General features: G+C 67.6%; 23 protein-coding genes. 11 read left to right on the top strand and 12 right to left on the bottom strand.

Annotated elements, in window-relative coordinates; genetic code table 11:
• Positions 1–4: 4 nt before the first annotated feature.
• Positions 5–1,246, top strand: a complete 1,242-nt coding sequence (locus BJ960_RS08065; protein ID WP_185986901.1) for an alkaline phosphatase family protein — start codon at positions 5–7, stop codon at positions 1,244–1,246.
• A 76-nt stretch (positions 1,247–1,322) separates the two neighbouring features.
• Here the strand turns inward: BJ960_RS08065 and sepH are convergent, their stop codons facing one another.
• The gene (gene sepH / locus BJ960_RS08060; RefSeq protein ID WP_185986900.1) at positions 1,323–2,645 is read right to left on the bottom strand and encodes a septation protein SepH; all 1,323 of its coding nucleotides are present in this window, start codon (positions 2,643–2,645) and stop codon (positions 1,323–1,325) included.
• A gap of 187 nt (positions 2,646–2,832) precedes the next feature.
• On the opposite strand from sepH, the gene BJ960_RS08055 reads away from it, so the two are divergent.
• Positions 2,833–3,126, top strand: a complete 294-nt coding sequence (locus BJ960_RS08055; protein ID WP_121072096.1) for a DUF4193 domain-containing protein — start codon at positions 2,833–2,835, stop codon at positions 3,124–3,126.
• Here the strand turns inward: BJ960_RS08055 and BJ960_RS08050 are convergent.
• Positions 3,123–3,587 carry a DUF3093 domain-containing protein gene (locus tag BJ960_RS08050; RefSeq protein WP_185986899.1) on the bottom strand — a complete coding sequence of 155 codons (465 nt, stop codon included), beginning with the start codon at positions 3,585–3,587 and terminating at the stop codon, positions 3,123–3,125. The two genes, BJ960_RS08055 and BJ960_RS08050, sit on opposite strands and share 4 nt — an antisense overlap.
• 106 nt (positions 3,588–3,693) lie before the next feature.
• Between BJ960_RS08050 and dut the strand changes: the two genes are divergently transcribed.
• The 4 genes from dut (at position 3,694) to acnA (ending at position 8,337) form a co-directional block, all read left to right on the top strand.
• Positions 3,694–4,155, top strand: coding sequence for a dUTP diphosphatase (gene dut, locus BJ960_RS08045; protein WP_185986898.1), 462 nt, complete (start codon positions 3,694–3,696; stop codon positions 4,153–4,155).
• 19 nt (positions 4,156–4,174) lie between these two features.
• Positions 4,175–4,825: a DUF3710 domain-containing protein gene (locus BJ960_RS08040; RefSeq protein WP_185986897.1), complete on the top strand. Its 651-nt coding sequence runs from the start codon at positions 4,175–4,177 to the stop codon at positions 4,823–4,825.
• A complete protein-coding gene (locus BJ960_RS08035) occupies positions 4,822–5,604 on the top strand; it encodes a DUF3159 domain-containing protein (RefSeq protein WP_121072088.1) in 783 nt (260 codons plus the stop codon). Before BJ960_RS08040 ends, BJ960_RS08035 begins: the two co-directional genes overlap by 4 nt.
• A gap of 63 nt (positions 5,605–5,667) precedes the next feature.
• Positions 5,668–8,337 (top strand): aconitate hydratase AcnA, encoded by a 2,670-nt coding sequence (gene acnA / locus BJ960_RS08030; protein ID WP_185986896.1) that lies wholly within the window; start codon positions 5,668–5,670, stop codon positions 8,335–8,337.
• Positions 8,338–8,484: 147 nt separating this feature from the next.
• Here acnA and BJ960_RS08025 read toward each other — a convergent pair whose 3' ends face one another.
• The 4 genes from BJ960_RS08025 to BJ960_RS08010 form a co-directional block, all read right to left on the bottom strand.
• Complete coding sequence (locus tag BJ960_RS08025; protein ID WP_185986895.1) at positions 8,485–9,552, bottom strand: hypothetical protein; 1,068 nt, start codon at positions 9,550–9,552, stop codon at positions 8,485–8,487.
• A complete protein-coding gene (locus BJ960_RS08020) occupies positions 9,549–10,139 on the bottom strand; it encodes an ATP-binding cassette domain-containing protein (protein ID WP_237463475.1) in 591 nt (196 codons plus the stop codon). The genes BJ960_RS08025 and BJ960_RS08020 overlap by 4 nt, the downstream gene beginning before the upstream one ends.
• 19 nt (positions 10,140–10,158) lie before the next feature.
• The gene (locus BJ960_RS08015; RefSeq protein ID WP_185986893.1) at positions 10,159–11,076 is read right to left on the bottom strand and encodes a hypothetical protein; all 918 of its coding nucleotides are present in this window, start codon (positions 11,074–11,076) and stop codon (positions 10,159–10,161) included.
• Between the two features lie 156 nt (positions 11,077–11,232).
• Complete coding sequence (locus BJ960_RS08010; protein ID WP_185986892.1) at positions 11,233–11,673, bottom strand: hypothetical protein; 441 nt, start codon at positions 11,671–11,673, stop codon at positions 11,233–11,235.
• Between the two features lie 477 nt (positions 11,674–12,150).
• On the opposite strand from BJ960_RS08010, the gene dxs reads away from it, so the two are divergent.
• On the top strand, positions 12,151–14,082 hold the full coding sequence (gene dxs / locus BJ960_RS08005; RefSeq protein WP_185986891.1) for a 1-deoxy-D-xylulose-5-phosphate synthase: 1,932 nt from the start codon (positions 12,151–12,153) through the stop codon (positions 14,080–14,082).
• Positions 14,083–14,333: 251 nt separating this feature from the next.
• Here the strand turns inward: dxs and BJ960_RS08000 are convergent, their stop codons facing one another.
• The 4 genes from BJ960_RS08000 to BJ960_RS07985 form a co-directional block, all read right to left on the bottom strand.
• Complete coding sequence (locus tag BJ960_RS08000) at positions 14,334–16,469, bottom strand: 3-hydroxyacyl-CoA dehydrogenase NAD-binding domain-containing protein (protein ID WP_121072082.1); 2,136 nt, start codon at positions 16,467–16,469, stop codon at positions 14,334–14,336.
• A gap of 4 nt (positions 16,470–16,473) precedes the next feature.
• Positions 16,474–17,667, bottom strand: coding sequence for a thiolase family protein (locus BJ960_RS07995; RefSeq protein ID WP_372430586.1), 1,194 nt, complete (start codon positions 17,665–17,667; stop codon positions 16,474–16,476).
• Positions 17,668–17,793: 126 nt separating this feature from the next.
• On the bottom strand, positions 17,794–18,960 hold the full coding sequence (locus BJ960_RS07990) for an HRDC domain-containing protein (RefSeq protein ID WP_237463476.1): 1,167 nt from the start codon (positions 18,958–18,960) through the stop codon (positions 17,794–17,796).
• Positions 18,957–19,577: a DUF3000 domain-containing protein gene (locus BJ960_RS07985; protein WP_121072076.1), complete on the bottom strand. Its 621-nt coding sequence runs from the start codon at positions 19,575–19,577 to the stop codon at positions 18,957–18,959. Before BJ960_RS07985 ends, BJ960_RS07990 begins: the two co-directional genes overlap by 4 nt.
• An 87-nt stretch (positions 19,578–19,664) precedes the next feature.
• Here BJ960_RS07985 and BJ960_RS07980 point away from each other — a divergent pair, with 87 nt between their 5' ends.
• The 3 genes from BJ960_RS07980 to BJ960_RS07970 are packed head-to-tail and all read left to right on the top strand — an operon-like array spanning position 19,665 to position 22,565.
• Entirely contained in the window at positions 19,665–20,876 is a 1,212-nt protein-coding gene (locus BJ960_RS07980; protein ID WP_185986890.1) for an alpha/beta hydrolase family protein, read from the top strand.
• Positions 20,877–20,886: 10 nt separating this feature from the next.
• Complete coding sequence (gene zapE, locus BJ960_RS07975) at positions 20,887–21,951, top strand: cell division protein ZapE (RefSeq protein WP_185986889.1); 1,065 nt, start codon at positions 20,887–20,889, stop codon at positions 21,949–21,951.
• 2 nt (positions 21,952–21,953) lie between these two features.
• Positions 21,954–22,565 (top strand): type II toxin-antitoxin system PemK/MazF family toxin, encoded by a 612-nt coding sequence (locus BJ960_RS07970; RefSeq protein ID WP_185986888.1) that lies wholly within the window; start codon positions 21,954–21,956, stop codon positions 22,563–22,565.
• Here the strand turns inward: BJ960_RS07970 and BJ960_RS07965 are convergent.
• On the bottom strand, positions 22,562–23,965 hold the full coding sequence (locus tag BJ960_RS07965) for a DHA2 family efflux MFS transporter permease subunit (RefSeq protein ID WP_185986887.1): 1,404 nt from the start codon (positions 23,963–23,965) through the stop codon (positions 22,562–22,564). The genes BJ960_RS07970 and BJ960_RS07965 overlap by 4 nt on opposite strands.
• A 198-nt stretch (positions 23,966–24,163) precedes the next feature.
• Between BJ960_RS07965 and BJ960_RS07960 the strand changes: the two genes are divergently transcribed.
• A complete protein-coding gene (locus BJ960_RS07960) occupies positions 24,164–24,838 on the top strand; it encodes a TetR/AcrR family transcriptional regulator (protein ID WP_185986886.1) in 675 nt (224 codons plus the stop codon).
• Here the strand turns inward: BJ960_RS07960 and mgtE are convergent.
• Positions 24,835–26,187, bottom strand: a complete 1,353-nt coding sequence (gene mgtE / locus BJ960_RS07955; protein ID WP_307814633.1) for a magnesium transporter — start codon at positions 26,185–26,187, stop codon at positions 24,835–24,837. The genes BJ960_RS07960 and mgtE overlap by 4 nt on opposite strands.
• Positions 26,188–26,226: the final 39 nt, after the last annotated feature.

The following is a 26,226-nucleotide window of genomic DNA, read 5'->3' as shown; positions in this document are numbered from 1 at the left end:
GAATATGCTACCGACTGCCACCGACAACGGCGGGAGGCTTGCCGCGATTGTGCCGACTGGTCTCGCCGCGCTCGCCCTCGGAAACGATCTGCCGGCCGGCGAGGTGCTGCGAAGTGCGCTCGGTGGGCCGGCGTCAGCCGAGGCGGCCGACCGCGAGGCCCGGGCACTCGCCCTCGTGCCTCCGCTGCGCTCGCTGGTCGTGCTCGCGGTCGACGGCCTGGGAAGCGCCAACCTCAAGGCACGCAAAGGGCACGCCCCGACGCTCGCCGGGCTGTCCCATCGGCGAATCACGACGGTCACGCCGTCGACAACGGGAGCGGCGCTGACGACGCTCACCACCGGGCGGCTTCCCGCGGAGCACGGGCTCGTCGGCTACCGGATCATGCACCCAGAGCTTGGCCTCCTATCGCCCCTGCGCGACTGGGAGGGAATCGCTGACGTTCGCAGCTGGCAGCACGCTGAACCGCTGTTCGAGGCCGCCTCGCGGCTCGGCCTACGTGCGCGCGTCTATGGGCGCCCCGCCCACTCTGGTAGTGGCCTCACCCGCGCGATCCTGACCGGCGCCGAGTATGTTGGCGGCGACACCATCGCCGAGCGGCTCGCGGCCGCGACAGGCGATCTCGCAGGGGGCGCGCCCACGCTTGCGTACGTCTACGTCGACGAGCTCGATCGCGCTGGGCATCAGTTCGGCTGGCAGAGCCGACAGTGGTCGGACCGGCTTGAGCAGCTGGACCGCGCGGTCGGCGACTTCCTGACCGGGCTCCCCGCGCAGACGGGGGTCGTCGTCACCGCAGATCACGGAATGGTTGACGTCGAGTCGCACCAGCAGGTCGTGTTCGATCTCAGTGATCCCGCGTTCGCCGACGTGATCGAGGTCGGGGGTGAGCCTCGGTTCCGGACGTTCTTCATCGATCCCGCCGGCGACGCCGACGCGTTCGCGGCCTGGCTCGCTGCCCGCGAGGGGAAGCGGGCGTGGGTCACGACGCGCGACGAGGCGTTCGCCGCTGGCTTGTTCGGCAGCGCGGTCGCGCCCGGCGTGGCCGAGCGAGTTGGTGACGTCATTCTCGCGGCGCGCGGGCAGTGCGCCTACTACACGACAGCCGACGATCCGCAGTCCCTCGACATGGTCGGACAGCACGGCTCGTGGACCGACGAGGAGCGCGGGATCCCGCTGATCTCCGCTGGCGCGCTCGCGCAGTCGGGGTTCGCCAAGGCCGTCGAGATCCTCGGTGCTGCGCAGCGCTAGCGTAGGGCGGTATTAGCGCCGCGCTCGTGCCGTGCGGTCTTAGCGCCGCACGGCGTGGCGCCGCCAGGCGCCGTCGCTATGCAGGGTCGTCGTCGCTGCGGGTGCCGAACAGGATGTCGTCCCAGCTCGGGATCGACGAGCGGCCGCGCTTCGCCGCGCGCGCGTCCCGCTTCTCTGACTTCACATCCTTCTCCGGCTTCGCTTCGCCTCGACCGTGCGTCACGTCCGCCGGCGCCGGTTCGTTTCGCTCGGCCGCGGGCTCGCCTGCCCGTGTCGGCTCCGCGCTCGGAGCGGTGTCCACGGTGGCTCGCGGAACCGCGCGGAGCTGCGCGGTATCCGCGTCGCGATCAGTGGGAGTGGCCGCCTCGCCAGACACGCCAGCGGTGCCCCAGATATTGGCGCCCGCGCCGCGGCGCTGCTCGGGAGCCGCGGGGGTGAGCCCAAGGGCATCGATGGCGGCGCTGCCTGACGGGAGATCCGGATCGTCGGATTCGGCTGCGGTCGTGGTGGCCTCGGCCTCCTTGGAGCGCTCGCCCCGGCGACGCCTGAGCGCGTCGAGCAGGTCGGCGGTCTGGCTGAGATCCTGCGCTTCCTCGCCCGTCGTCTTGATCGCGAGGTGATCGATCTCACGCCGCCGCTCGTACTCGGCGTCGGCGTTCTCGGGCTCAGCGTTCGCCACGTCGGCCGGCGGTGCGGCATCGCGGGGGAGCGGCTCAACCTCCTCGGTTGGCGCGAGCAGGCCGTCGGGGTCGAATGGGGCCTGCTCCTGGCGCTCCTGCTGGGCGTTGTCCACGGCGCGCAGCTTCGGGATCAGTCTGTCGCCGATCTCGCCGAGCTTCGACAGGTTGGTCGCATCAAGGGTGAGCGGGCTCAGCACCCGCTTCTTGTGGTCGAAGCTCCAGATCGCGTCGTGCATGTCGTCGCGCGAATCAAACGTGAGCCCGATCAGCCAGCCCGTCTCCTCGTCGCGCCACGACCGCCACTCGCTCGTGGTGTTGCCGAGGGCGATAAGCCGCTCGGCGATGACCTGGCCGAAACGCTGATCGTCGTCAGCGTTCGCGGATGGCGAACCGCCGCTCTGCGCGGGATCCGTTCGCACGACGACGGCGTGCGCGAGGTCGAGCATGTAGCGCTTCTCGGCGCGTACGGGCTCTTCAAACCGCTCGACGTCGCCCTCTTCGAGACCGGTCTCGGCCGCAACCTCCGCGCGTGTTTTTCCGGCGCGAAGCAGCGCCTGGATCTCGCGGGGCCGCACGGGGACTGAGCTTGTGGCGCGCGGGAGCGCGAGCCGCGCCTCCTGGACCAGCGCCTCATCGATGGCAAGGCGGTACTCCTCGCCGAGCTCGTTCGCGAGGATCAGTGAGCCGTCCTCGCGCCGTACTACGCGCAATTCATCCATTACAGATCCCTTCGATGTTCGCTCAAGAGTGCCACAGCTTCGCGATCGAATCGTGCATTGACCCGGCGATTGGGAGGATACTTTGGGTTCAAAGATCGCTCTCAGCAATATTGGTTTGCGTTCGAACGTTCTATGAGGCAGACTATGGCCGCTCCCAAAGCCAGCCGCGACGAAAAGCAGGAGAAACATGGCAACTGATTACGACGCACCTCGTAAGAACGACGACGAAACAGCCGAGTCGATTGAGGCGCTCAAAGAGCGCGGCCCGTCGAAGGGTCCCTCGTCGATTGACTCGGAGGACGCTGACAATCCAAGTTTCGATCTCGGTGGGTCGGATCTCTCAGACGTCGAGCTCGACGTCGTCGTGCTGCCGCAGCAGGCGGACGAGTTCACCTGCGTGAACTGCTTCCTTGTGCGCCACCGGTCGCAGCTCTCCCGCGAAATCGATCTCGGACCGATCTGCGTCGAGTGTGACGCTTAGCCTGCGTGCCCCTTCGCCCCGAGCGCTTCAGCAAGCGCGAGGGGCTTTCGGCTTGTCAGGATCCAATGCGGCGTCGGATCGCTCTCGTCGGTGATTTCGAGCTTCAGTCCGCGGTGGATCCAGCCGCGCACCACCATGTAGTTTCTGGCGTCTGCTCCGGGGCCAATCGCGTCCCGGAGCGCGTCTGCGCCGAGCGGCTCGACGGCGCCAATCAGCGAGACCGGGATCGCAGCGCGCCCCGCGCGGAGCTCGCCGTTCTCGACCTGGATCACCGGGCTCAGCGCGAAGAAGATGAGCGCAACGAGCACATACAGGCCGACAGCGACCGGGATCGCGGCCGACTTGTTGATGGGCGTCATCACGAGGGCGGTCGCTGGAATGAGGAGCAGCCAGGCGCCAAAGAAGCCCGGCCCCGGGAGAAGGCGCTCGCGGTAGCGAACTGCCGTAGTGTTTGCGGTCATGGCCCCATTATCCCGCGTCGCCGGTGATGTTTCCGTGTGCAGCGCCGAGCCGCCACATTCCCGCATCCTCGCGCGCGCTCCACGGTCGATCCGATAGCCTGAGCACGTGACTGATGTAGTACATGTGCCCATCGTTGCGGATCATCCTCCGCTCTACGCCCACGCTGACGACGCTGGCGCGGATCTTCGCGCCGCCGAAGCGGTAACCCTGCTCCCCGGCGAGCGCGCCCTGATCGGCACGGGCGTGTCGATTGCGCTCCCGACCGGGTACGCGGCGTTCGTGGTGCCGAGGAGCGGACTCGCGGCGAAACACGGAATCACCGTCGTGAACTCGCCGGGAACGGTCGACGCGGGCTACCGCGGCGAGATTAAGGTGACGCTGCTGAACACTGACGCACGCACCCCGTTCGATGTTGCCGTGGGCGACCGCATTGCTCAGGTCATTGTCATGCCAGTGAGCCGGGCGGTATTCGTGCCCGTCGACGACCTCCCAGACGACTCGGCCCGCGGGGCGAGTGGGTTTGGGTCCACCGGTGTGAGCGGCGCCGCACAGACCGCGACCGCGTAACGATTGAGGAGACGTAACAATGAATGATCACGACACCACCGAGCCTACCGATTCGGTTGAGGCCGAGGCCGTCGACACCACGAAGTCGGCGCCGGCTGACCGTGAGACGCACGGCCCATTCGACTTCACCGAGGTTCCGACGATGCGCCCGTACGTCGACCTCGGCGGCATCAAGATCGCCCCGCGCGAGGGCCTGCAGATGCGACTCGAGGTTGACGAGCGCGCGAAGCGTGTCGTCGCCGTCTCGCTCGAGTACGCCGAGTCCCTGCTGCAGGTGCAGGCGTTCTCTGCCCCGAAGACGAGCGGCATGTGGAACCAGATCCGGCATGATCTCACCGCACAGCTCACCGCCCAGGGAGCGGAGGTCGTCGAGGAGGATGGCGCGCTCGGCGCCGAGCTGCTCACCGCGACGGCGGTTCCCGCGGAGCAGGGCGGCGGAACGCGCGCCGCTCGCTTCATCGGTGTGGACGGTCCGCGCTGGATCCTCCGCGGAATTCTCATGGGCAAGGCCGCGGTTGATGCTGACGCGCGCGCCAGCGTGATCGAGCTGTTCCGCGAGATCGTCGTGGTCCGCGGCGATCTGCCGATGCCTCCCGGCGACCTGTTGCCCCTAAAGGTGCCGGCAGGCGTGCAGCCCGGCGCTCCCGCCCCTGGGGCGGTCGACGCGTGAGTGACGCGCGCCCCGATCCGGATCAGACGCCCGAGCCGCCGCACGACGCTGCGGCGGCCGCCGGTGCCCGCCTCCCCGGCCTCAACGGTGGGATCGCTCGCGCGGTCCGCGCCGGGGCCGACGGGGAGGAGCTCACCGCGCAGGGCGTCTTTGCGGCGATCGGTGGCGTGCGCGGCCTGCTCGAGGCCATCGTTCCGAGCCTCATCTTCGTCGTGCTCTTCGTGATCACGAAGGACGCGCGGCTCTCGGCGCTCGTGCCGGGGGCGCTCGCGCTCCTGCTGGTGCTCGTCAGGCTCGTCCGGCGCGAGACCATCGTGTCCGCGCTCTCCGGCATGCTCGGCGTCGGCGTCGCGGTGATCATCACGCTGATCACGGGGCGCGGGGTCGACTACTTCCTCTCGGGCTTCGTTGTGAATATCGCATGGGGCCTCGGGCTGCTCATTTCGATCCTTGTCGGGTGGCCAGCGGTCGGGCTGCTCATCGGCATGCTCGACGGCGACATGCGCGGATGGCGGAAGCAGACGCGAGTGCGCCGCACGGCACTATGGCTGACAGTGATGTGGCTTGGCCTGTTCGTCGCGCGACTCGCGGTGCAGCTTCCGATGTACCTGTCCGAGCGCGTCGAGGCGCTCGGTGTCGCGAGAATCGTGATGGGCGTGCCGCTGTTCGCGGTCATCATCGTTGCGACGTGGTTTGCCGTGCAGCGCCTCCGATCTTCATCAGATGATTCAAATGGCGAAAAGGGCGTAATCTCGGGGGAGAACACCCCGTCGATGTGACAGCGGAGGCCTCCGTTTGGGTGTAGGATTTATCTTGACATCGAGAGACTTTGGAGGAACCTCATGGCATCGATCAACAGCTTCGGCGCACGCGACACGCTTGCCGTCGGAGACAAGAACTATGAAATCTTTAAGATTTCTGAGGTCGCAGGCAGTGCCCGACTTCCCTACAGCCTGAAGGTTCTCCTCGAGAACCTGCTCCGCACCGAGGATGGCGCGAACGTCACCTCGAAGCACATCGAGGCGCTCGGGAACTGGGATCCGTCGGCAGAGCCCGACACCGAGATCCAGTTCACCCCCGCACGCGTCATCATGCAGGACTTCACCGGCGTTCCCTGCATCGTCGACCTCGCAACCATGCGCGAGGCAGTCACCGATCTCGGCGGCAACCCCGACAAGATCAACCCGCTCGCTCCCGCGGAGCTCGTGATCGACCACTCGGTCATCTCCGACTCGTACGGCAACAAGGAAGCGTTCGCGAAGAACGTGGCCATGGAGTACGAGCGCAACGGCGAGCGCTACCAGTTCCTCCGCTGGGGCCAGGGCGCGTTTGACGACTTCAAGGTCGTCCCCCCGGGGACCGGCATCGTGCACCAGGTGAACATCGAGCACCTCGCTCGCGTCACGTTCACCCGCGAGGTTGACGGCGTCACCCAGGCGTACCCCGACACCGCCGTTGGTACCGACTCGCACACCACCATGCAGAACGGTCTCGGCGTGCTCGGTTGGGGCGTCGGCGGCATCGAGGCTGAGGCAGCGATGCTCGGCCAGCCCATCTCCATGCTCATTCCCCGCGTCGTCGGCTTCAAGCTCTCGGGCAAGATCCCCGCGGGCGTGACCGCAACCGACGTTGTCCTCACGATCACCCAGCAGCTCCGCCAGCACGGCGTCGTTGGCAAGTTCGTCGAGTTCTACGGCGAGGGCGTCGGCTCCGTGCCGCTCGCGAACCGCGCCACCATCGGCAACATGAGCCCCGAGTTCGGCTCGACCGCTGCAATGTTCCCCGTCGACGAGGTCACCCTCGACTACATGCGCCTCACCGGCCGCTCGGACGAGCAGGTCGAGCTCGTCAAGGCGTACTCGCAGGCGCAGGGCCTGTGGCACGACCCGGCGAACGAGCCCGAGTTCTCCGAGTACCTCGAGCTTGACCTCAGCACCGTCGTGTCGTCGATCGCCGGCCCGAAGCGTCCCCAGGACCGCATCGAGCTCACCAGCGCGAAGACCCAGTTCGAGACCGACCTGAAGAACTACACCGAGGCATCGAACCCCGCCAAGGTGAAGGACGACAAGGGCCGCGAGTTCGAGCTCGACCACGGCGCAGTGACGCTCGCGTCCATCACGTCGTGCACGAACACCTCGAACCCGTCGGTGATGCTCGCCGCCGGCGTGCTCGCACGCAACGCCGTCGCGAAGGGCCTCCAGGCGAAGCCGTGGGTCAAGACCACGCTCGCGCCGGGCTCGAAGGTCGTCACCGACTACTACGAGAAGTCGGGCCTGCGCTCGGATCTCGAGGCGCTCGGCTTCTACCTCGTCGGCTACGGCTGCATGACCTGCATCGGCAACTCCGGCCCGCTGAACGACGAGATCTCGCAGGCTGTCAACGACAACGACCTCGCCGTCACCGCGGTGCTCTCGGGCAACCGTAACTTCGAGGGTCGCATCAACCCGGACATCAAGATGAACTACCTCGCGAGCCCGCCGCTCGTCGTCGCGTACTCACTTGCCGGCACGATGGACTTCGACTTCGAGAACGAGTCGCTCGGTCAGGACTCCGAGGGCAACGACGTGTTCCTGCGCGACATCTGGCCCGACCCGACCGAGGTGCAGAAGATCGCCGACGCCTCGATCGACTCCGACATGTTCCGCGAGAAGTACGCAACCGTCTTCGACGGCGACGAGCACTGGACGGCGCTGCCGACCCCCGAGGGCAACACCTTCGCGTGGGATGACAAGTCGACCTACGTTCGCAAGGCGCCGTACTTCGACGGCATGGAGCTCACGCCCGCGCCGGTTGTTGACATCACGGGCGCACGCGTCCTCGCGAAGCTCGGCGACTCGGTCACGACCGACCACATCAGCCCCGCAGGTAGCTTCCGCGCCGAGACCCCGGCCGGTAAGTACCTCGTCGAAAACGGCATCGCGGTTCGCGACTTCAACACCTACGGCTCGCGCCGCGGTAACCACGAGGTCATGATCCGTGGCACGTTCGCGAACATCCGCCTCCGCAACCAGCTCCTCGACAACGTCGAGGGTGGCTTCACGCGTGACTTCACGCAGGAGGGCGGCCCGCAGTCGTACATCTACGACGCGTCGCAGAACTACCAGGCAGCCGGCACCCCGCTCGTCGTGCTCGGCGGCAAGGAGTACGGCTCGGGCTCGTCGCGTGACTGGGCAGCGAAGGGCACCAGCCTCCTCGGCGTCAAGGCGGTCATCACCGAGAGCTTCGAGCGTATCCACCGCTCGAACCTCATCGGCATGGGCGTGCTGCCGCTGCAGTTCCCGGTCGGCAAGAGCGCTGACTCGCTCGGCCTCGACGGCACCGAGACGTTCGACATCACCGGTGTCGCGCAGCTCAACGAGGGCGTCACCCCGAAGACCGTGAGCGTCAAGGCGACGAAGGAAGACGGCTCGGTCGTCGAGTTCGACGCTGTCGTTCGCATCGACACCCCGGGTGAGGCGGATTACTACCGCAACGGCGGCATCCTGCAGTACGTGCTGCGTTCGCTCGTCTAAGCACTGACAGCGGGGCTCGCTGAGCCCCCACTTCAACGGAACGAACCCCAAGCCACTATTGGCTTGGGGTTCGTTCCGTTTTTGCGTGTGTGACCGTGTGCCTCGCCGCGTCGCACTGTGGGAGAGCTCGCAGAGAATACCGACTGGCTAGCGGGTTTTGAAGTAGTGGAATAGCTGCTTTTCGGTGATCGATAGTGAAGCGCCGACAGCGCCGAGCAGGCAACCGGCCATCCCTGGGATAGCGGTGTAGAGCGCAAGCATCCAGAGAGTCGGGCTGTGTGTCTCTGCGATCACCATGATTCCGGCCGAGACGATGCCACCAGTGATGATCCCGGCGCAGCTCACCCAGATTCCGGTTTCGAACAGCAGTTGGAGTGTTTGAGCGGGTCGTGTCACACCGACGTGTTGTGCCGCCGCGAGCTCGAGGCGCCTTGCCCGGACGGAGACGTATCCCAGTCCGGCCCCAATAAATAACGCTACATAGGGCGCGAACTTCGTGGTTCGCGCCGAGTACGACTCGCCGCCGTTGAACGTGCGTCCGAGGCTCGTGTTCACCTGCGAAGACACGATCTTGGTTTGGTGGGACGGATCGGGGTTCAAGGCTGTCCGCATAACCTCACTCAGGTTTGGCGGTACGGGCCACGCCTCAACCCAGCACTCGTCGAACGGGGCGCCTGATGTATCAGGCACGAGCGCCGCGTACCCGAATCCGTCACGTCGACCATCTTGTGGCCAGACGAAGGATCCACGAATAGGAACCTCGGCCGTCAGCGTGTGAAGTGAGGAACCAACGTGGAGGCCGAGCATCGTCATCACATCGCTCGCGAGAATGGCCCCGGCTCCTCCGGTGTCGCCCTCAACGCGGAACACCCGAAGCGCCCCTGGGGAGATCCGGATCGAGACGATCGCGCCTCCCGGAAGCGCGGCGGCGGTGATCGAGTCATCGGCGAGCTGGATCGCACCGGCCGCCCGCACGCCAGGAGCGGCCGCAAGCGAGTCGCAACTCGCCCCGTCAATGAGCCCTGGCGCCTCCAAGGTCGTGATTGACGCTCCAGAGCGTTGATAGTCCTGCGCGCGAACGACGAGTGCGTCGACGGTCAAGACGTCCGCAGCCGTCAAGAGAGTCAGTACTCCGGCAAGCACACACGCGTTCCGCAGCGCCTTCGTGGTTCCAGCGACCAGGTTTCGGAGGGCTTCGCCAAGAATCCAGCTCACGCGTAGTCCGCGAGATCTAGGACGTCAGTGCAACGCCGGCGGGTGTTCTGGTCGTGCGTGGCTACCACCACGATCGCACCGCGATGAGCTAGCGCTTGGAGGGACTCGTTGACTCGCTCGGCCGTGCGCATGTCAAGCTGCGCGGTCGGCTCGTCGACGAGCAGTAGCTGGGGTGCCGCCGCGATACCTCGCGCGAGCATGAGACGCTGTGCTTCGCCGCCAGATAGCTCAGAGAACCTGTGCGAGGCGACGTCGGCAAGACCGAACTCGCGCAACAGCGTGAGAGCTCGCAGCTTGGCGGCTGGTCGCCTGGCGCCACCAGCTTGCAGGGGGAGGGAGACGTGGTCGAGAGCGGAGCGTTGCGCGACGCCGTGTGGGTTCTGAAACACCCATCCAACGCGGTCTACGCCTTCAAAGGCGATGGTGCCCGACAGTGGCGGGTACCACCCGGCCAGCAGGCTGAGAAGGGTGCTCTTGCCTGATCCTGATGGCCCGACAAGGGCGTAGACGTGATCGGGGAGCAGCTCTGCCGTCAGGTTCGAGAAGAGGCGATGCTGGCCCCTGTACCCGTGCGCTACTGAATCCAAAGAAACTCGCAAGGTTCGCCTACTCACACTTCGTCGTGGCAGGCGGGGCGACGGTGACAGTGAGCCCGAGCGAGCCTTCGCCCTCGAACGTGACGAACGTCTGCCCAAGTTCTGAGCCAACAACCGTCACGCCCTGGGGGTGGCCGTCCACCAACACGCACCCCGTGCCATCGTGGAGATTGGTGATGGGGCTCGGTGGAATCACGCTCGCGGCGGCTGCGGTGGCGAGTCGCCATTTCGCGGTGAACTCTACTGTCGAAGAATCGCTCTCGGCTGCCGCTTCTGAGTACTCGGTTGACAGAGAGATCTTCTGAAGGGTCTGCGGGTCCGTGATCACCCCGTCCTCGGGCACGGGGAGCGCCTCGGGACCGAGAACCAACTCTCGCTTCCCCTCGAACGCTGTTTCCCCCAGTGAAGTGAGCACGGCTTTCGTGAGACCGGTTGGCAGGTCGGCGACAGCGGCTCCGGGCTCGAGCACGTCACCAACCTGCTTCGTGCATGCGCCCACCGTGTTCGTGCCCGGGGGTAACCAGAGCACGCCGCTAGCCCGTATCGGCCCAGAAGCTGTTGAGCTCCCGCGGTCTACCCGAAGCTGGTTGAACCCGGCGAGCGTCTCAGGGGACACCGCATTTGCAGGGCCCGACGCGTAGCCAAGCCGGCGAAGCTCGTCGTTGACTGCCGTGGCATCGGTGCCGCTATCACCGAGGGACAGATCGCGCCACATTGGCGTCGGGAGAGAAAGACTGATGACGGGCTCACCGTCCACCGTAAGTACGCTTTCGCCGGAGGCCAGCGGCTGGCCGGGGCTGCACGTGAACGAGGTGAGCTTGCCCGATGCGTCAATCGTTAGAGAGGGCGCAGCCTGCTTTGTCACGCCAATATCGACGTCTCGCGCATCGTCGAATTCCCGTTCCGTGATCGGAACCGTCGTGATCACTTGCCCGGGTTCAAGCTCCTTTGGGGGTGGCGGCGTGGACACGAAGATGCCCGCGAGAACCCCGGTAGCGAGCGCGACGAGAGCAGCCAGTGCCAGAACTGCATACCCGATTGATCGCGCCCGACGTCGCGAGTTGAGCTGAGAAGCGCCCACGTGCTACTGTCCCGAGACCAGTCCGAGCGGATCCTTGTTGCACAGGGTCACCCGCTCGTCGTCGGCCTCCCACGGGGTGCTGGCTGAAGAATCCATCACTTCAAGGAAGTCGTCGACGGTGAATCCCTTGTCAACGACCCCGGAGCGAACAAGGCAGGCCGTGAGCAGCTCTTCCTCACTTCTGTTATCTGGGTTCCGGCGAATCTGGTCGTAGAGCATGACGATCCCGCCGTCAGACTCCGCGCAGGCACCCATGATCTCCAACGGGTCGCCTGTGCCGTCAAGGCTCTCGACGGTTTCAAAGCCGTAGGCGTCGTAGGTCACGCTCGCGTTGTGCGACGCGTAACAGGTCTCTACCCGTGTCATCGCCTCCTGATACTCCATGTCGGAGATCTCACCGTCATGGAGCACCGTCTGAACGAAGCCGTCGCCCTCCAGGCTCATGGTCTTCAACGTTGCTGCCCACGGCCCGGTTGGTTCCGCCGTGGCCTGGGAACTCCCAGACGAGGAGCACCCTGAGAAGACGAGCGTTGCGACGAGTATCGCGCCCGCCAGCCCAGCGGCGGAAGTCACTGAGCTGGCGGAGCGCAAGGGAACGGGAAATCGCATGCTACGCGCGAACCATCGTTGTTCGCTGCTTCATTGGAGTCCTCCTTGTAACTGCGCCCCGCCTTGGTTTCGGGACGGACCACACATGGGTGATGCGCGGCACTTCTGACGCTAGGGAACACCGTCCCTTCTGCTCTACCCGAAACTCGAAATGCAGTTGCCACGGCTGGGAACTACGTACGAGCGTGCGAGACTAGCAGTAGCGGCGCCGCTCGGTAGACATTTCCCCTGCCGAAGGTCTCTCACTTTGGCTGGTGATGGCGGCACCGCGCCGGTCGGAGTCCGTTCGGCTTTGTTCAGTAGACTGGGTGAGTGCTTGAGCGAATTACTGGACCCCGAGATCTCGACGCGTTAACTCCCGAGGAGTGCGTGGAGCTCGCGGCTGACATTCGCGCGTTCCTCATCGCCGAGGTCTCCAAGACCGGCGGCCATCTGGGGCCGAATCTGGGCGTGGTTGAGCTCACCATCGCACTGCATCGTGTATTCGACTCGCCGAACGATCCGATCGTCTGGGACACGGGTCACCAGAGCTACGTGCACAAGCTCCTCACGGGCCGCAAGGACTTCTCCGATCTGCGAAAGCGCGGCGGACTCGCCGGCTACCCGCAGCGTGCGGAGAGCGTCCACGACGTTGTCGAGAGCTCCCACGCCTCGAGCTCGCTGAGCTGGGCCGACGGCATCTCGCGCGCCTTCGCGAGCACCGGCAAGCAGGACCGTCACGTCGTCGCCGTGGTCGGTGACGGTGCGCTCACGGGCGGTATGACCTGGGAAGCGCTCAATAACATCACCGACGACAATGACCGCAACCTCATCATCGTCGTGAACGACAACGGCCGATCCTACGCGCCGACAATCGGCGGCATGGCCCGGTTCTTGAACGGCGTGCGCGTCACCGGTGGCTACCGTGACCTGCAGGAGGGGAGCGAACGGCTCTTCAACAACTTCGGCGCCGCTGGCCGCACCGTGTATCGTGCTGCTCGCGGCGCGCTGCGTGGGTTTGTCTCGCGCGCATCCGGCAATCAGGATCTCTACGCCAACCTCGACATCAAGTACGTCGGCCCCGTCGACGGGCACGATCTCGCGGCCGTCGAGGTAGCGCTCAAGCAGGCCAAGGGGTACGGCCGCCCGGCGCTCGTCCACGTCATCACCGAGAAGGGGCGCGGCTATGCTCCGGCGGTGAACGACGAGGCGGATCAGTTCCACGCGATCGGCCAGATCAACCCCGACAACGGCGCGCCACTGGCGTCGTCGTCCGAGCGCGGGTGGACGTCGGTCTTCCGCGAGGAGATCGTCGCCCTCGCTCACAAGAACCCGAAGCTCGTCGGGATCACCGGCGCGATGCTCCGGCCTACGGGGCTCGACGCCTTCGCTCAGGCGTACCCGCAGCGCGTCTACGACGTCGGGATCGCCGAGCAGCACGCCGTGACCACGGCGGCCGGGCTTGCCTACGGCGGCCTGCACCCCGTCGTAGCGATCTACGCGACGTTCATGAACCGTGCGTTCGACCAGGTACTCATGGACGTCGGGCTGCACCGTGCCGGCGTGACGTTCGTGCTCGACCGCGCCGGGATCACCGGACCCGATGGCGCGAGCCACAATGGCGTGTGGGATCTCGCGATGCTGCAGATCGTCCCCGGGATCAGGATCGCCGCGCCCCGCGACGAGGCGACGCTCCGCGAGACGCTGCGCGAGGCAGTCGCCGTGGAAGACGCCCCGACCGTGGTGCGGTATCCGAAGGGCTCTGTGGGCGAGCCGCTCCCCGGCCTGTGGCGGACGTCGGACGGCGTCGACCTGCTCTACGCCGCCGGGCAAACGGCCGAACCAGCCGCGGGGCCGCTCGCGGTGTCGGCTGACGTGCTCTTCGTCGCAGTTGGGCCGATGACTCGCACCGCGCTTGACGCGGCGGCGATCCTCGCCGAGCAGGGCATCACCTCGACAGTCATCGACCCGCGCTGGGTGATCCCGGTCATGCGGTCGGTCGTCGATCTTGCCGCCACGCATCGGCTCGTCGTCAGCATCGAGGACGGGCTGCGCGTCGGCGGCGTCGGCACCACGATCCGGCAGGAACTCCGCGAGGCGGGCGTCGACACGGCGGTCTCGGAGCTCGGCACGCCCTACGAGTACCTCGAGCACGCGAGCCGCGACGAGCTACTCGAGGACGCGGGCCTCACCGCACCGCAGATCGCCGCCGAGATCGTCGAGCAGGTGCGCGGGACCCGGCTGCCGGCCGCCCGCCCCGAATAGCACGCCCGACGGCCAGCACGACACGGTCAAGGTGCCCCGGCCAGCATGCGGCCATCATGCGGCAGGCGTGAGCCGGCCAAGGCGAGAACGTGCTGAACCGCCGAACACGCATCAACTATCGGGCGCTGCGGTACGCGCTCGGAGGTTGGGGCCGGTTTCACCGTTCTTGAGGCACCCCGTGAGAACGCAGTTCGCCCCGCGCGCCACTCGTGAGTGGGGCGCGGGGCGAACTGCCGGGGCAGCGAACCGGTCTACGAGACCGCCGCGATCCGTGGGTCGTGGAACGTGCCACCGAACGCACGCTCGGACGCACCGACGCGGTCGAGGTACGGGGTTGCTCCGCCAGCCTGGAACGGCCACCCGGCGCCCAGGATCAGGCCGAGGTCGATGTCCTCGGCCGCGTGGACCACGCCCTCGTCGAGCATGATCTTAATCTCGTTCGCGAGCTCGTCTTCAACGCGGCGCAGGATCTCCTCGGGCGCTACGGCAGTCTTGCCGAACTTCAGCGCCTTCTTGGCAGCCTTGGAGAGGTCCTCGACCTTGCCGAGCTTGTTCTTCACGAGCGGCTCGTCGAGCTCAGCGATCGCGTGCATGTTCGGCGAGGCGTAGAAGCGATCTGGGAACGCGCCAACCATCGTGTCCTGCACGTGCGCGGCGACCTTCCAGCCGACAAGGTCGATAAGCTCAAACGGGCCCATCGGTAGCCCAATCGGCGCGAGCGACTGCTCGACGACGGGCAGCGGCGTGCCTTCGTCGAGCGCGCGTGCAGCCTCGCCCATGACCTTCGCGAGGAGGCGATTCACGACGAAGCCTGGGCGGTCCGCGGTGATGATCGCGCTCTTGCCGAGCTTCTTCGCGATGACCATTGCGGTCGAGAGCGCGCCCTCGCCGGTGGCGGGGCTCTTCACGACCTCAATGAGCGGCATGACCGCGACAGGGTTGAAGAAGTGGAAGCCGACGAGGCGCTCCGGGTGCTTCAGGTTCGCGCCGATCTGCTCGACCGACAGCGACGAGGTGTTCGTCGCGAGGATCGCGTCCTCGGCGATGATCGGTTCGATCTCCGCGAAGACCTGCTGCTTCACCGACAGTTCCTCGAACACGGCTTCGATGACCCAGTCGCAGTCCGCGAACAGTGACTTGTCGGTGGTGCCGGTGACGAGCGCCTTCACCTGGTTAGCATCGTCGTTCGAGAGCCGGCCCTTGCCGTGCATCTTGTCGATCTCGCCGTGAATGTAGGCGACGCCCTTGTCGACGCGGCCCTGATCGAGGTCGGTGATGACCACGGGAACCCGCAGCTTGCGCGCGAACAGCAACGCGAACTGGCTTGCCATGAGGCCGGCGCCGATGATGCCGACCTTCTGGACCTTCTTGGCGAGCTCCTTGTCGGGCGCCCCGGCGGGCCGCTTCGCGCGCTTCTGCACGAGGTCGAAGGCGTAGATCGACGCGGCGAACTGGTCTCCCGAGATGAGCTCGGCGAGCGCCTCGTCCTCGCGAGCGAAGCCTGCGGCGACGTCGTTGTCCTTGGCGGCTGCGAGGAGGTCGATCGCCGCGTACGGCGACTTCGCCGCGGTGCCGAGCCGGCCCTTGACGGTGTCGCGCGCAACCTTGATCGCAATCGGCCACTTGGTCATGCGCTCGATCTTGCCTGGCTCGTTCGGGCGCTCAACCTTGGTGGTGCCGGCGAGCACGCCGTCCGCCCACGCGACCGACTGCTCGAGGAAGCTCGCTGCGCCGAACATCTCGTCGAAGATGCCAAGCTCGAGGGCCTGCTTCGGCTTCAGCATCCGGTTGTTCTGCAGCGGGTTCGAGACGATCACCTTGAGCGCGTTCTCGATGCCGATGAGGTTCGGGAGCAGCGTCGCGCCACCCCAGCCGGGGATGATGCCAAGGAAGACCTCGGGGAACGCGATCGCGGCCGCCGACGAGTCGACGGTGCGGTAGGTGCAGTTCAGCGCGATCTCGAGCGCGCCGCCGAGCGCGAGCCCGTTGACGAACGCGAACGAGGGCACGCCGATCGTGCGGAACTTGCCGAGCACGCGGTGGCCGTACTGGCCCATGAGCCGCGCGTTGTCCTTCGTGGCGAGCGTCGAGACCTTCGAGAGGTCGGCGCCTGCGGCGAAGATGAACTGCTTGCCAGTGACGGCGACGGCCTGGATCTCGCCGGCCGATGCACGCGTCGTGAGCTCGTCGAGCACGCGCTCCAGCCCCTGCAGCGTGCGCGGGCCCAGCGTGTTCGGGCGCGTGTAGTCGCGCCCGTTGTCGAGCGTGATGAGCGCGAGCGTGCCGCCCGAAGGCAGCTTCACGTCGCGCACGTACGACTCGGTCACGACCTCGTCGGCCGAGGCCTCGATGATGGGGGAGAAGTCGATCTTGCTGTAGTCGGTCATGGCGTTACTTGCCCTTCTTGCCGTTGAAGTGTGGGTTCTCCCAGATCTGGGTGCCGCCCTGGCCCAGGCCAACGCACATCGCGGTGACGCCGTAGCGCACGTCGGGACGCTGCTCGAACTGGCGCGCGAGCTGGATCATGAGGCGCACACCCGTCGCGGCGAGCGGGTGGCCGAGCGCAATCGCGCCGCCCCACTGGTTCACGCGCGGATCGTCGTCAGCGATGTTGAAGTGATCGAGCAGCGACAGCACCTGCACCGCGAATGCCTCGTTGAGCTCGAACAGACCGATGTCGGTGATCGACAGCCCGGCCTTCTTCAGCGCCTTCTCGGTCGACGGTACGGGCCCGAGCCCCATGACCTCGGGCTCGACGCCAGCGAAGGCGAACGAGACGAGTCGCATCTTCGGCTTCAGGCCGAGCTCCTTCGCAGTGTCGCCGCCGGCGAGCAGCGACATCGTCGCGCCGTCGGTCAGCGGGGACGCGGTTCCGGCGGTCACGCGGCCGTGCGGGCGGAACGGGGTCTTCAGCTGCGCGAGCCCCTCCATCGTGGTCTCCGGGCGGCGCCCTTCGTCCTCGGTCGCAACGCCCCAGCCCTGCGCGGACTGGAACGCAACGGGGACGAGGTCGGGCTGGATGTCGCCGCGGTCGTATGCCGCCTGCACCTTCTGCTGGCTGAGCATGCCGAAGCGATCCGCGCGCTCCTTGGTGAGCTCCGGGAACCTGTCGTGCAGGCGTTCGGCGGTCATGCCCATGTTCAGCGCGTCCGGGCTGACCATCTTCTCCGCGACGAAGCGCGGGTTCGGATCCGCGCCCTCGCCGATCGGGTGGCGTCCCATGTGCTCGACGCCGCCGGCGACGGCGAGGTCGTACTGGCCGGCGCCGATCGCTGCGCCCATGAACGACGCGGTGGTCATCGCGCCCGCGCACATGCGGTCGAGCGCAAAGCCCGGAACCGTCTGCGGGAGGCCGGCGAGGATCGCCACCGAGCGGCCGAGGGTCAGGCCCTGGTCGCCCTGCTGGGTCGTTGCGGCAATGCCAACATCGTCAATTCGATCGAGCGGAACCTCGGGGTTTCGCTCCATGAGTCCCTGGAGAGCCTTGACGGCTAGATCATCGGCGCGGGTGCCCGCGTACATGCCTTTTTCTCCGGCGCGCCCGAAGGGGGTGCGTACCCCGTCTACGAACACGACTTCTCTCATTGTGGCCACTTCGCCTCCATCATGTGGTGTGTTGGATGGTCTCATCCTACGAAGGTGCGCTGAGAGGCGCAGGTCCGGTGCGCGGATCGCCCGAGCGTCGTGGACGCACGCCCCAAATATTTATCGTTAGTCTACAAAAACCGTCGAGAGAATTGGTGCGACAAGTGCAACCTGCCACGGACGCGCTCCGAGATCGGCGAGGCGGTTCGCGACGCCCTCGGGCGACGGGTCGGCCGGCGGCTGCCAGGCGAGCTCGCGCACGAGCGCGGGGGAGATGAGGTTCTCGGGCGGCATGTGCTGCCGCTCGGCCTCCGCGGTCACTACGGCGCGCAGCTCGGTCAGGCGGTCGGCGGCCTCGGGATGGCGCTGCGCCCACCCGCGGTGGCTCGGGATCGACCCCGGCTCCCGTGTCTTCGGGCCGGGAAGGTCCTCAGTCGTCTTCCCCCTGAGAATCGCCTTCCACCACCGGTCGAGCTCGGAGCGGCTCGCCCGGCCGCGGAAGGTCTTGAGCGAGGCGAGCTCGCCGGCCGAGCGTGGATTCGCGGACACCGCCGCCACGATCGACGCGTCGGGCAGCAGGCGGCCGGGGGCGACGTCGGTGCTCCGCGCGAAGTCGTCGCGCGCGGTCCACAGCTCGCGCGCCATCGCGAGCTGCCTCGGGGCGCGCAGGCGATTTCCGCCTGACAGCTTGCGCCAGGGCTCCGCGGCCTTCGGCTTAGGCGGGCGCGTGCGCACCGCCTCGAACTCCTGCTCGGCGAAGTCGACCTTCCCGGCCTCCACGAGCCGAGCGCGCACGGCGTCGCGAAGGTCGGGGAGCAGCGCCACGTCGAGGGCCGCGTACTCGAGCCACGGCTCGGGGAGCGGGCGGGTCGACCAGTCGGCGGCGGAGTGTGCCTTCGCCAGCTCGATGCCCAACAGCTCCTGGGTGACCGCGCCGAGCCCGACACGCTCAAGCCCGAGCAGGCGCGACGAGAGCTCGGTGTCGAACAGCCGCTCAGGGACGAGCCCGATCTCTGCGAGGCTCGGGAGATCCTGATCTGCGGCGTGCAGCACCCACTCGTCACCCGTCAGCGCCGCGGCGAGTGGCGCGAAGTCGCTGATCCCGACAGGGTCAAAGAGAAAGGTGCCCGCCCCGCGCCGAAACACCTGCACGAGGTAGGCGCGGTTGCTGTACTTAAAGCCCGAGGCACGCTCGGTGTCGACGCCGAACGGCCCGGTTCCCGTGGCGATCAGTGCGCTCGCGCGCCGAAGCTCCGCATCGTCGGTGACCATTGACCATGCTGCAGATGTCATATGTTGTTTGCCGAGCGTTGCGCTCTAACGCGGTGCTGCGTGAGCGACGCGACCCCTTCTTCGTTCGGTAGCCCCGCGAGGAGGCAGAGTAATTCCGACCAGGCCTCAATGTGCGAGGCGAAGTCCTCACCGAGCAGGGTCCAGGAGGCGCGCAGCTCGATCTGGGCGCCGTCGCCACGTGCCTCGAGCGCACCGAAGCTGCTCGAGAGCACCTTCGTGGCGGTGCCCGAGATATAAGTGTACTGAGCCGAACGCGAGTCGAGCGCATCGGTGAGCCAGGACCACGCGACATCCGAGATAAACGGGTCCACCCCGATCTCGAGCTCGAGCGGCGCCTGCGCGTAGCAGACGATCCGAAAGTCGCCGCCCCATTCGTCGACAGCGTCGGGATCGTGCATGAGCACAAAGCGGCCAGCCCCCGCTGGCGAGTCGAGTACCGATTCCGGATCGGGGCCGGTGCCCTCGCGCACTCCTGCGGCGAACGCGACGGAGTGGGGCGCGATGCGCTCCGGCGGGGGGATCTCGCGCACGGCGAGATCCTGACGCAGCGATGCGCCGCGCAGCACGTTCGCTGCGCTCACAAAGACGGCTGGCGCTGCCGTTGAGGGTGTGGACACACCCGAAGACTAGAGTTCTGTGTGGGCCCCGCCTGGCTGCCACGCCGGGGCCGCGCAAATACACGCCGACACGGGGATGGAGTCGAGATGAAGGCGTCGCGGGCAATCGCCCTCGCAGGAACGATCGCAGTGGGAGTCAGCGCCGGCGTCGTCGGCACAGCCGCCGCCCTGGCCGGGCATCTCGGCCGCCTCGCGGTGACCGTCGACCGCGGGCTGGAACGCCCGATCACGGTGCGCCGCGTGCTCGCGGGCGACGAGCCCCGTGTCTGGATCACGGGCGAGGGCGCGAGCGCCCGGGGCCAGCACTCGCTGCTGTTCGATGCGCCGGGGGCCACCCCAGGCGAGGGGCGCGGCGCCGCGCCGACGGGCCATGCGCGCCTCGGCCCGGTGCTCGCGCGCAACGGCGTCGACGTGTTGCGGGCCGTCGTGAGCGTGGATAGCGGCACGCTCGCGCCAGGCTGCCGCGGCCGGATGGTCGGCTGGTGGTACACCGACCCGGCGGAGCTCGGCTACCGCGTCGAGCCCATCCACTACGACACGGAGCTCGGGCCGATGGCCGCGTGGATCGTCCACCCGCGCCGCGCGCGGAAGCAGCGGTGGGCCGTCCACGTGCACGGACGCGGCGCGTCACCGGCCGAGACATTCCGAGCGATCGAGCCGTTTGCGCGGGCAGGCGTCACGAGCCTGATCGTAAGCTATCGCAACGACCTCGGCCAGCCGGGCGGCGTGAACGGGCGCTACGGGATGGGGATCAGCGAGAGCCGCGACGTCGACGCCGCCATCGCCGAGGCGCGTGCGCGCGGCGCCGAGCGGGTGACGCTCATGGGATGGTCGATGGGCGGGACCGCGTCGCTCGTCACTGTCGCGCGCGGCACGCACCGAGCCGTGATCGACGGCGTCGTGCTCGAATCCCCGGGCGCCGATTGGGCCGGGATCCTTCGCGACAAGGCGAGCGAAGCCGGACTGCCGGGCTGGATCGCGACCGCCGGTATGGCGCTGCTCGAGCGGGGCGCAGTGGCGTCGGGGGAGCCGGGCGGCATCGACTTCGCGGCGCTCGCCCCCGGAAGGCTCGCCGCGTCGCTCGACGTCCCGACGCTCATTCTCGCGAGTCCCGACGACCGGTTCGTGCGGTGGCAGGGAGCGCACGCGATCGCAGACGCCAGGCCCGACCTCGTCGAGCTCGTGAGCATCCCCGGGGCCGGCCACGTGCGGCTCTGGAACGCCGATCCCGAGCTCTGGGAGAGCACCGTGCTGCGCTTCGTTGCAGGCCTCCCCAAACCGGGGTGGCGAGGGCAGTAGACTGATGCGGATGTCTGCTACGCACCCACACAGTTTCGCCAGTCTTGTCGACCGCAACCCGCGGATTTCCGGGACGGAACTCGTCGCCACACTGACGCCTCCGCCGCAGTTCGCGACGGCGAGCTTCGACTCGTACGTCCCGGACGAGAACTATGCGTCGCAGGCTGAGGCCCGCGACCTGCTGCGGGCGTTTGTGTCGCCCCGCGGCGGCGGAGCCGCGGCGAAGGGCGGCTTCTTCGGCTTCGGGCGGAAGAAGGCTGAGCCCGCTCCGGCAGCCGCGGCGAAGCCAGGCGTGTACCTCGACGGCGGCTTCGGCGTCGGAAAGACGCACCTGTTGGCGGCGAGCTGGCACGCGCAGCAGGGCCGCAAGTACTTCGGCACGTTCATCGAGTACACCGCGCTCGTCGGCGCGCTCGGCTACGCGGGCGCAGTGAGCGTGTTGCAGGGCGCACAGCTCATCTGCATCGACGAGTTCGAGCTCGACGACCCGGGCGACACGATGCTCATGACGCGACTCATCGGTGACCTCACGAAGACAGGGTCGAAGTTCATCGCGACCTCGAACACGCCGCCGAACGCCCTCGGTGAGGGCCGGTTCGCCGCCGCCGACTTCATGCGCGAGATCCAGGCGATGTCCGATCGTTTCACCACGATCCGGATCGACGGCGTCGACTACCGACAGCGCGACCTTGAGAGCGCGGCCGTCGCACTCACCGACGAGGCCTACCAGTTTGCGCTCGCGGACGTCGCCGCGTCGGGCGTGCGCATGACTGACGACAGTTTCGACGAGCTCATCGCGCACCTCGCGACAGTCCACCCGTCGAGCTACATCGGGCTCCTCGAGGGCGTGCAGACCATCGGCCTGCGCGGCGTGCACGAGCTCACCGACCAGTCGGCGGCACTCCGGTTTGTCGCGTTCATCGACCGCGTCTACGACGCGCAGATTCCGATCCGTGCCACGGGCATCCCGCTCACCGAGATCTTCGGCGGCGGCATGATCGACGGTGGCTACCGCAAGAAGTACCAGCGCTGCCAGTCGCGCCTCAACGCCCTCACCTCGCACGAGCTCGACTAGCCATGGCGAACGAGAACATCTGGTACCAGATCGGGGTCGCGCTCCGGCGCATCCTCGGACTCGACAAGCAGGGTTCGAAACCGCAGGCCACGCTGAAGCCGGCCCCCAAGCCGCCGACGTCGACATCGAGGCCGACGTCGACGCCCGGCGCACGGCCGGGGAAGCCCTCGACACCCCGCTCGGGCGGTGACTACGCCGAAAGTCCCGGCCAGTTCGGCGCTGGCGCGACGCGCGACGTCGCCGCCGGAGAGCTCACCGGGGCGAAGCTCGAGTACGCGCCGAGCATGGACGGCGATCCGGATCCCGGCGAGGTCGTGTGGACCTGGGTGCCGTATGTCGAGAACGACGGGCGTGGGAAGGATCGGCCGGTGCTGATCATCGGGCGGATCGACGCCACGACGGTCTTCGGCTGTTACGTCAGCTCGAAGTACCACCGGGACTTCATCTCGATCGGCGCGGGCGCGTGGGACTCGCAGGGGCGCGAGAGCTTCGTGTCACCGGAGCGGATCCTGCGCGTCACGCACGACGGCATGCGCCGCGAGGGCGCCACGATCCCGAAGGATCGCTTCACTGCCGCCGTGCGCGGCGTGCTCGAATACCACGGCCTGCGCTAGACGGTCGTCGTCTCGCCAGCGGACCGCGCGCGGCGCGCCACCAGCGGGGCGCAGACGACCGCGATGAGCATCAGCGAGCCGCCGACCGCGAAGGCGAGCTTGGCGCCCGCGATCTGCGCGGCCGGCCCGGTGAGTTCGGACAGCGAGGCGCCGAGCGCGAGCGCACCGATGAGCGCGGCGGTCCCCGCGGCGCCGGCGAGCTGCTGGAGGGTGTTCAGGATCGCGCTGCCGTGCCCGTAGAGGGGGAGCGGGAGCGAGCTCATTGCGTGCGTCATCATCGGCGTCTGGACCAGCGCCATGCCGACGGAGAACGTCACGTGCATGGCGATGAGCTGGCCCGTCGTCGTGTCCGGGCCGATCGTGCTCAGCCACCACTGTGCGATGGCGATGATCACGACGCCGGGGACCGCGAGGGGCTTCGGGCCGACCATGTCGTAGAGCCGGCCGACGACCGGGGCGAGCACGCCCTGCGCGATCCCGCCGGGGAGCATGATGAGCCCCGTCGCGAGGACTGACATGCCGAGCCCGGACTGCGCGTAGATCGGGAGAACGACGACGGTGCCGAGCATGACGCCGAACGAGACCGTCAGCACGGTCACCGACAGCGTGAAGTTGCGCTCGCTGAACGGCCGGAGGTCGAGGAGCGGGCCCTTGTCGGCGCGCTGCAAGCGCTTCTGACGGGCCGTGAATATCACCAGCGCGACGGCGCCGACAGCGAACGCGACCGGCGGCACGAGCGAGCCGTTCGCGAGGTCCGATGCGGAGGAGACTGCCGTCACCACGCCGCCGAAGCCGAGGAGCGCAAGCAGCACCGAGATGACGTCGAGCGGCGCGCGGCCGCCGCCACCGAGCTTCGGCATGAGGAACGCGCCGACGGCGAGCGCGATGAGCGCGATCGGCACCATCAGCCCGAACACCCAGCGCCAGCCGAGCGCCTCGATGACGACGCCGGAGAGCGTCGGCCCGATTGCGGGGCCCACCGAGATGACGATCGAGTTCAGGCCCATGACCGTGCCGCGATGCTGCGGCGGCACGAGCGTGAGCGTCGTGGTCATGAGCAGGGGCATGACGATCGCGGTGCCGCCGGCCTGGATGACGCGCGCCGCAAGCATCACGCCGAAGCTGGGGGAGACGGCCGCGAGCGCGGTTCCGAGTAGGAACAGCGTGAGCGCGACGATGAACAGCGTGCGGATCGTGTATCGGCTCAGCAGGTAGCCGGTCGTCGGGATCACGACGGCCATCGTGAGGAGGAACCCGGTGGTGAGCCACTGGATCGTGGTGGCGCCCACCCCGAACTCGGTCATGAGTGGCGGGAGGGCGACGCTCAGGACTGTCTCGTTGAGGATCATGACGAAGGCCGAGGCCGCGAGCATCGCGATAACGGCGGTCACTGTGCGCATGGGGGGAGTGGTGGGTGGCAGCTGGGTGCTGCCGGTATTCGGTGAAGACACTGGTGCGGTGATCGCTTTCTGGTCGGCGACGGGCGGCCGACAGTAAATTCTGTCACACAGTGCCAGAATTTTGCGACTCGGGTGCCGGCGCGGTAAGTTTTTGCGAGATCAGACCGCAGACAAGCGAACAACATCGAGGAGACCGGCGTGCCAGCAGCCGAGGACAGCACCGGGCCCGAGGAAGGGGTGCGGCAGCGCCGCAATCGGGAGCTCCGGCAGCGCGTGCACCTCGCCGCACTCGAGCTTGGCGAACGGTACGGAATGGCGGCGGTCACGGTCGCGCAGATCAGCGCCGCAGCCGATATCTCGCGCCGCTCCTTCTTTCGCTATTTTGGCTGCAAGGAGGAGGCCGTGCTCGACGGCCACAGTCGCTACCTGGCAGCGGTCGGCACGGTCCCGTTCGTCGCAGCGAACCGGGCCGAGGCGCTCGAGGCGATCGACAGGCTCGGGGACGTCGTCCTCGCCTGCGAGGGGACCCCAGACCTCGCCGAGCATCGCCGCGTCTCCCGCCTCATCGAAGCCGATCCGGCGATCCGCGCGTATGCGGTGTCGCAGGACAGGGTGATCACCGACAAGCTGCGCAGTCGGCTCGCCGAGCAGCTGCCGGAGGAGGATCCAACCGCGCTCGAACTCATCGCGCACATCGGGGTGACGATCTGGCGAAACGGCTGGATTCGCTGGAGCAGCCAGGCCGACGACGCCGCCGCGGAGACGCCCGCGGAGAGCCACGCCGCCGTCCGCGCGCTGTTTCGAGACCTCGCCGAGGTCGCGTGCGCGCTGCCCGATCCGGAGGGCGGCCGGCGGGGCCAGGCTCCCGGCTAAAGCCCGAGGATCGCCCGCGCGATGAGGAAGTAGATAATGAGTCCGCTCGCATCGACGAACGTCGAAATGAACGGGTTGGAAAAGACAGCAGGGTCGACCTTCACCCAGCGCGCGACGAGCGGCATGATCCCGCCGATCGTCGCGGCGACCGTGCAGATCGCGACGAGCGTGAGCCCGATCACGGCGCCGATCTGCCAGCTGTACACCAGCCCTGCCAGTACGAAGCCGAGCGAGCCGAGCAGGAGCCCGAGCATGAGCCCGACGCGCGCCTCCCGCCCGAGGACCTTCGCGAGGTCACGCGCCCGGACGTCGCCGAGCGCGAGCGCCCGCGTCACCGTCGTCGCCGCCTGGTTGCCGGTATTGCCCCCGGTGCCGATGAGGAGCGGCACGAAGAGGGCGAGCACCGTCACCTCGGCGAGCGTGTCCTCGAACACGTCGAGCACCTGTACCGTGAGCGTCGCACCGACCGCGAGGACGAGCAGCCAGACAACGCGAGAGCGCACCAGCTGCATGATGGGGGTCGTGAAGTACGGGCGACGGAGGGGCTCCACGCCTCCCTGCCTGGCCGAGTCCTCGCTCTCCTCGTGCTCGATGATGCGCATGGCATCGTCGAAGGTGAGCAGGCCGACGAGGCGCCGCTCGCGGTCGACGACCGGGAGCGCAACGAAGCCCGCCTCCGTGAGTCGGCGCGCAGCGCGCTCGGCGTCTTCGGTCGCTTCGATGCTCTGCGCCTCGCTCATGATCGAGGCGACGATCTCGTCGGGCCCGGCCGCGATGAGGTCGCGCAGGCTCACCACTCCGGCGATGTGCCTGGCGTCGTCGAGCACGGGCAGGAGATAGATCGTCTCGGCGTCATCGATGCGATCCCGGAGGCGGGCAAGCGTCTCGTCGACGGTGTAGTCCATGCGCGTCGTGACATACTCGGGCGTCATGCGGCGGCCGACCGAGTCCTGCGGGTAACCGAGCACGACCGAGGTGAGCCGGCGCTCGCGCTCGGAGAGGCCGTGCAGGAGCTTTGGCGCGAGGGTAGCGGGAAGCTCGTCGAGTAGCCACACGCGATCGTCTGGATCGAGTCCCTCGAATATCTCGGCGACCTCGGCGTCACGCAGCCCACGCATGAGGTCGCTTTGCACGCTCGGGTCGAGTGCCTCGAACACGTCGAGCGCCTCGTCCTTGTGCAGCAGCCTGAACACGACGGCTCGCTGCTTCGCCCCGAGGCGCTCGAGGATCAGCACCGCATCGTCCGGAGCCACGCCTTCGAGCTCGTGGCCGAGCTGCTTGAGGTTGCCGTCAGCGAGGAGCCTGACGATCCGGTTCTCGAGTTCTCGCTGGTCTGTCGTCTGATGCACTGCGCTGCCCCCTTCGCCCGGCCGGGCGGTCGTGGTTCC

The organism is Leucobacter aridicollis, assembly GCF_013409595.1.
GTDB classification, from domain to species: domain Bacteria; phylum Actinomycetota; class Actinomycetes; order Actinomycetales; family Microbacteriaceae; genus Leucobacter; species Leucobacter aridicollis.
Note: the sequence above shows the minus strand (reverse complement) of the source record. Positions and strands in the feature narration are given on the sequence as shown.

What these genes read in the sequence shown, in the direction of transcription:
- BJ960_RS08065 (WP_185986901.1), top strand. Translation starts at nt 5, where the DNA reads ATGCTACCGACTGCCACCGACAACGGCGGGAGGCTTGCCGCGATTGTG.
- sepH (WP_185986900.1), bottom strand. Translation starts at nt 2,645, where the DNA reads ATGGATGAATTGCGCGTAGTACGGCGCGAGGACGGCTCACTGATCCTC.
- BJ960_RS08055 (WP_121072096.1), top strand. Translation starts at nt 2,833, where the DNA reads ATGGCAACTGATTACGACGCACCTCGTAAGAACGACGACGAAACAGCC.
- BJ960_RS08050 (WP_185986899.1), bottom strand. Translation starts at nt 3,587, where the DNA reads ATGACCGCAAACACTACGGCAGTTCGCTACCGCGAGCGCCTTCTCCCG.
- BJ960_RS08040 (WP_185986897.1), top strand. Translation starts at nt 4,175, where the DNA reads ATGAATGATCACGACACCACCGAGCCTACCGATTCGGTTGAGGCCGAG.
- acnA (WP_185986896.1), top strand. Translation starts at nt 5,668, where the DNA reads ATGGCATCGATCAACAGCTTCGGCGCACGCGACACGCTTGCCGTCGGA.
- BJ960_RS08010 (WP_185986892.1), bottom strand. Translation starts at nt 11,673, where the DNA reads ATGAGCCTGGAGGGCGACGGCTTCGTTCAGACGGTGCTCCATGACGGT.
- BJ960_RS08000 (WP_121072082.1), bottom strand. Translation starts at nt 16,469, where the DNA reads ATGACCGACTACAGCAAGATCGACTTCTCCCCCATCATCGAGGCCTCG.
- BJ960_RS07995 (WP_372430586.1), bottom strand. Translation starts at nt 17,667, where the DNA reads ATGAGAGAAGTCGTGTTCGTAGACGGGGTACGCACCCCCTTCGGGCGC.
- BJ960_RS07990 (WP_237463476.1), bottom strand. Translation starts at nt 18,960, where the DNA reads ATGACATCTGCAGCATGGTCAATGGTCACCGACGATGCGGAGCTTCGG.
- BJ960_RS07980 (WP_185986890.1), top strand. Translation starts at nt 19,665, where the DNA reads ATGAAGGCGTCGCGGGCAATCGCCCTCGCAGGAACGATCGCAGTGGGA.
- zapE (WP_185986889.1), top strand. Translation starts at nt 20,887, where the DNA reads ATGTCTGCTACGCACCCACACAGTTTCGCCAGTCTTGTCGACCGCAAC.
- BJ960_RS07970 (WP_185986888.1), top strand. Translation starts at nt 21,954, where the DNA reads ATGGCGAACGAGAACATCTGGTACCAGATCGGGGTCGCGCTCCGGCGC.
- BJ960_RS07965 (WP_185986887.1), bottom strand. Translation starts at nt 23,965, where the DNA reads ATGCGCACAGTGACCGCCGTTATCGCGATGCTCGCGGCCTCGGCCTTC.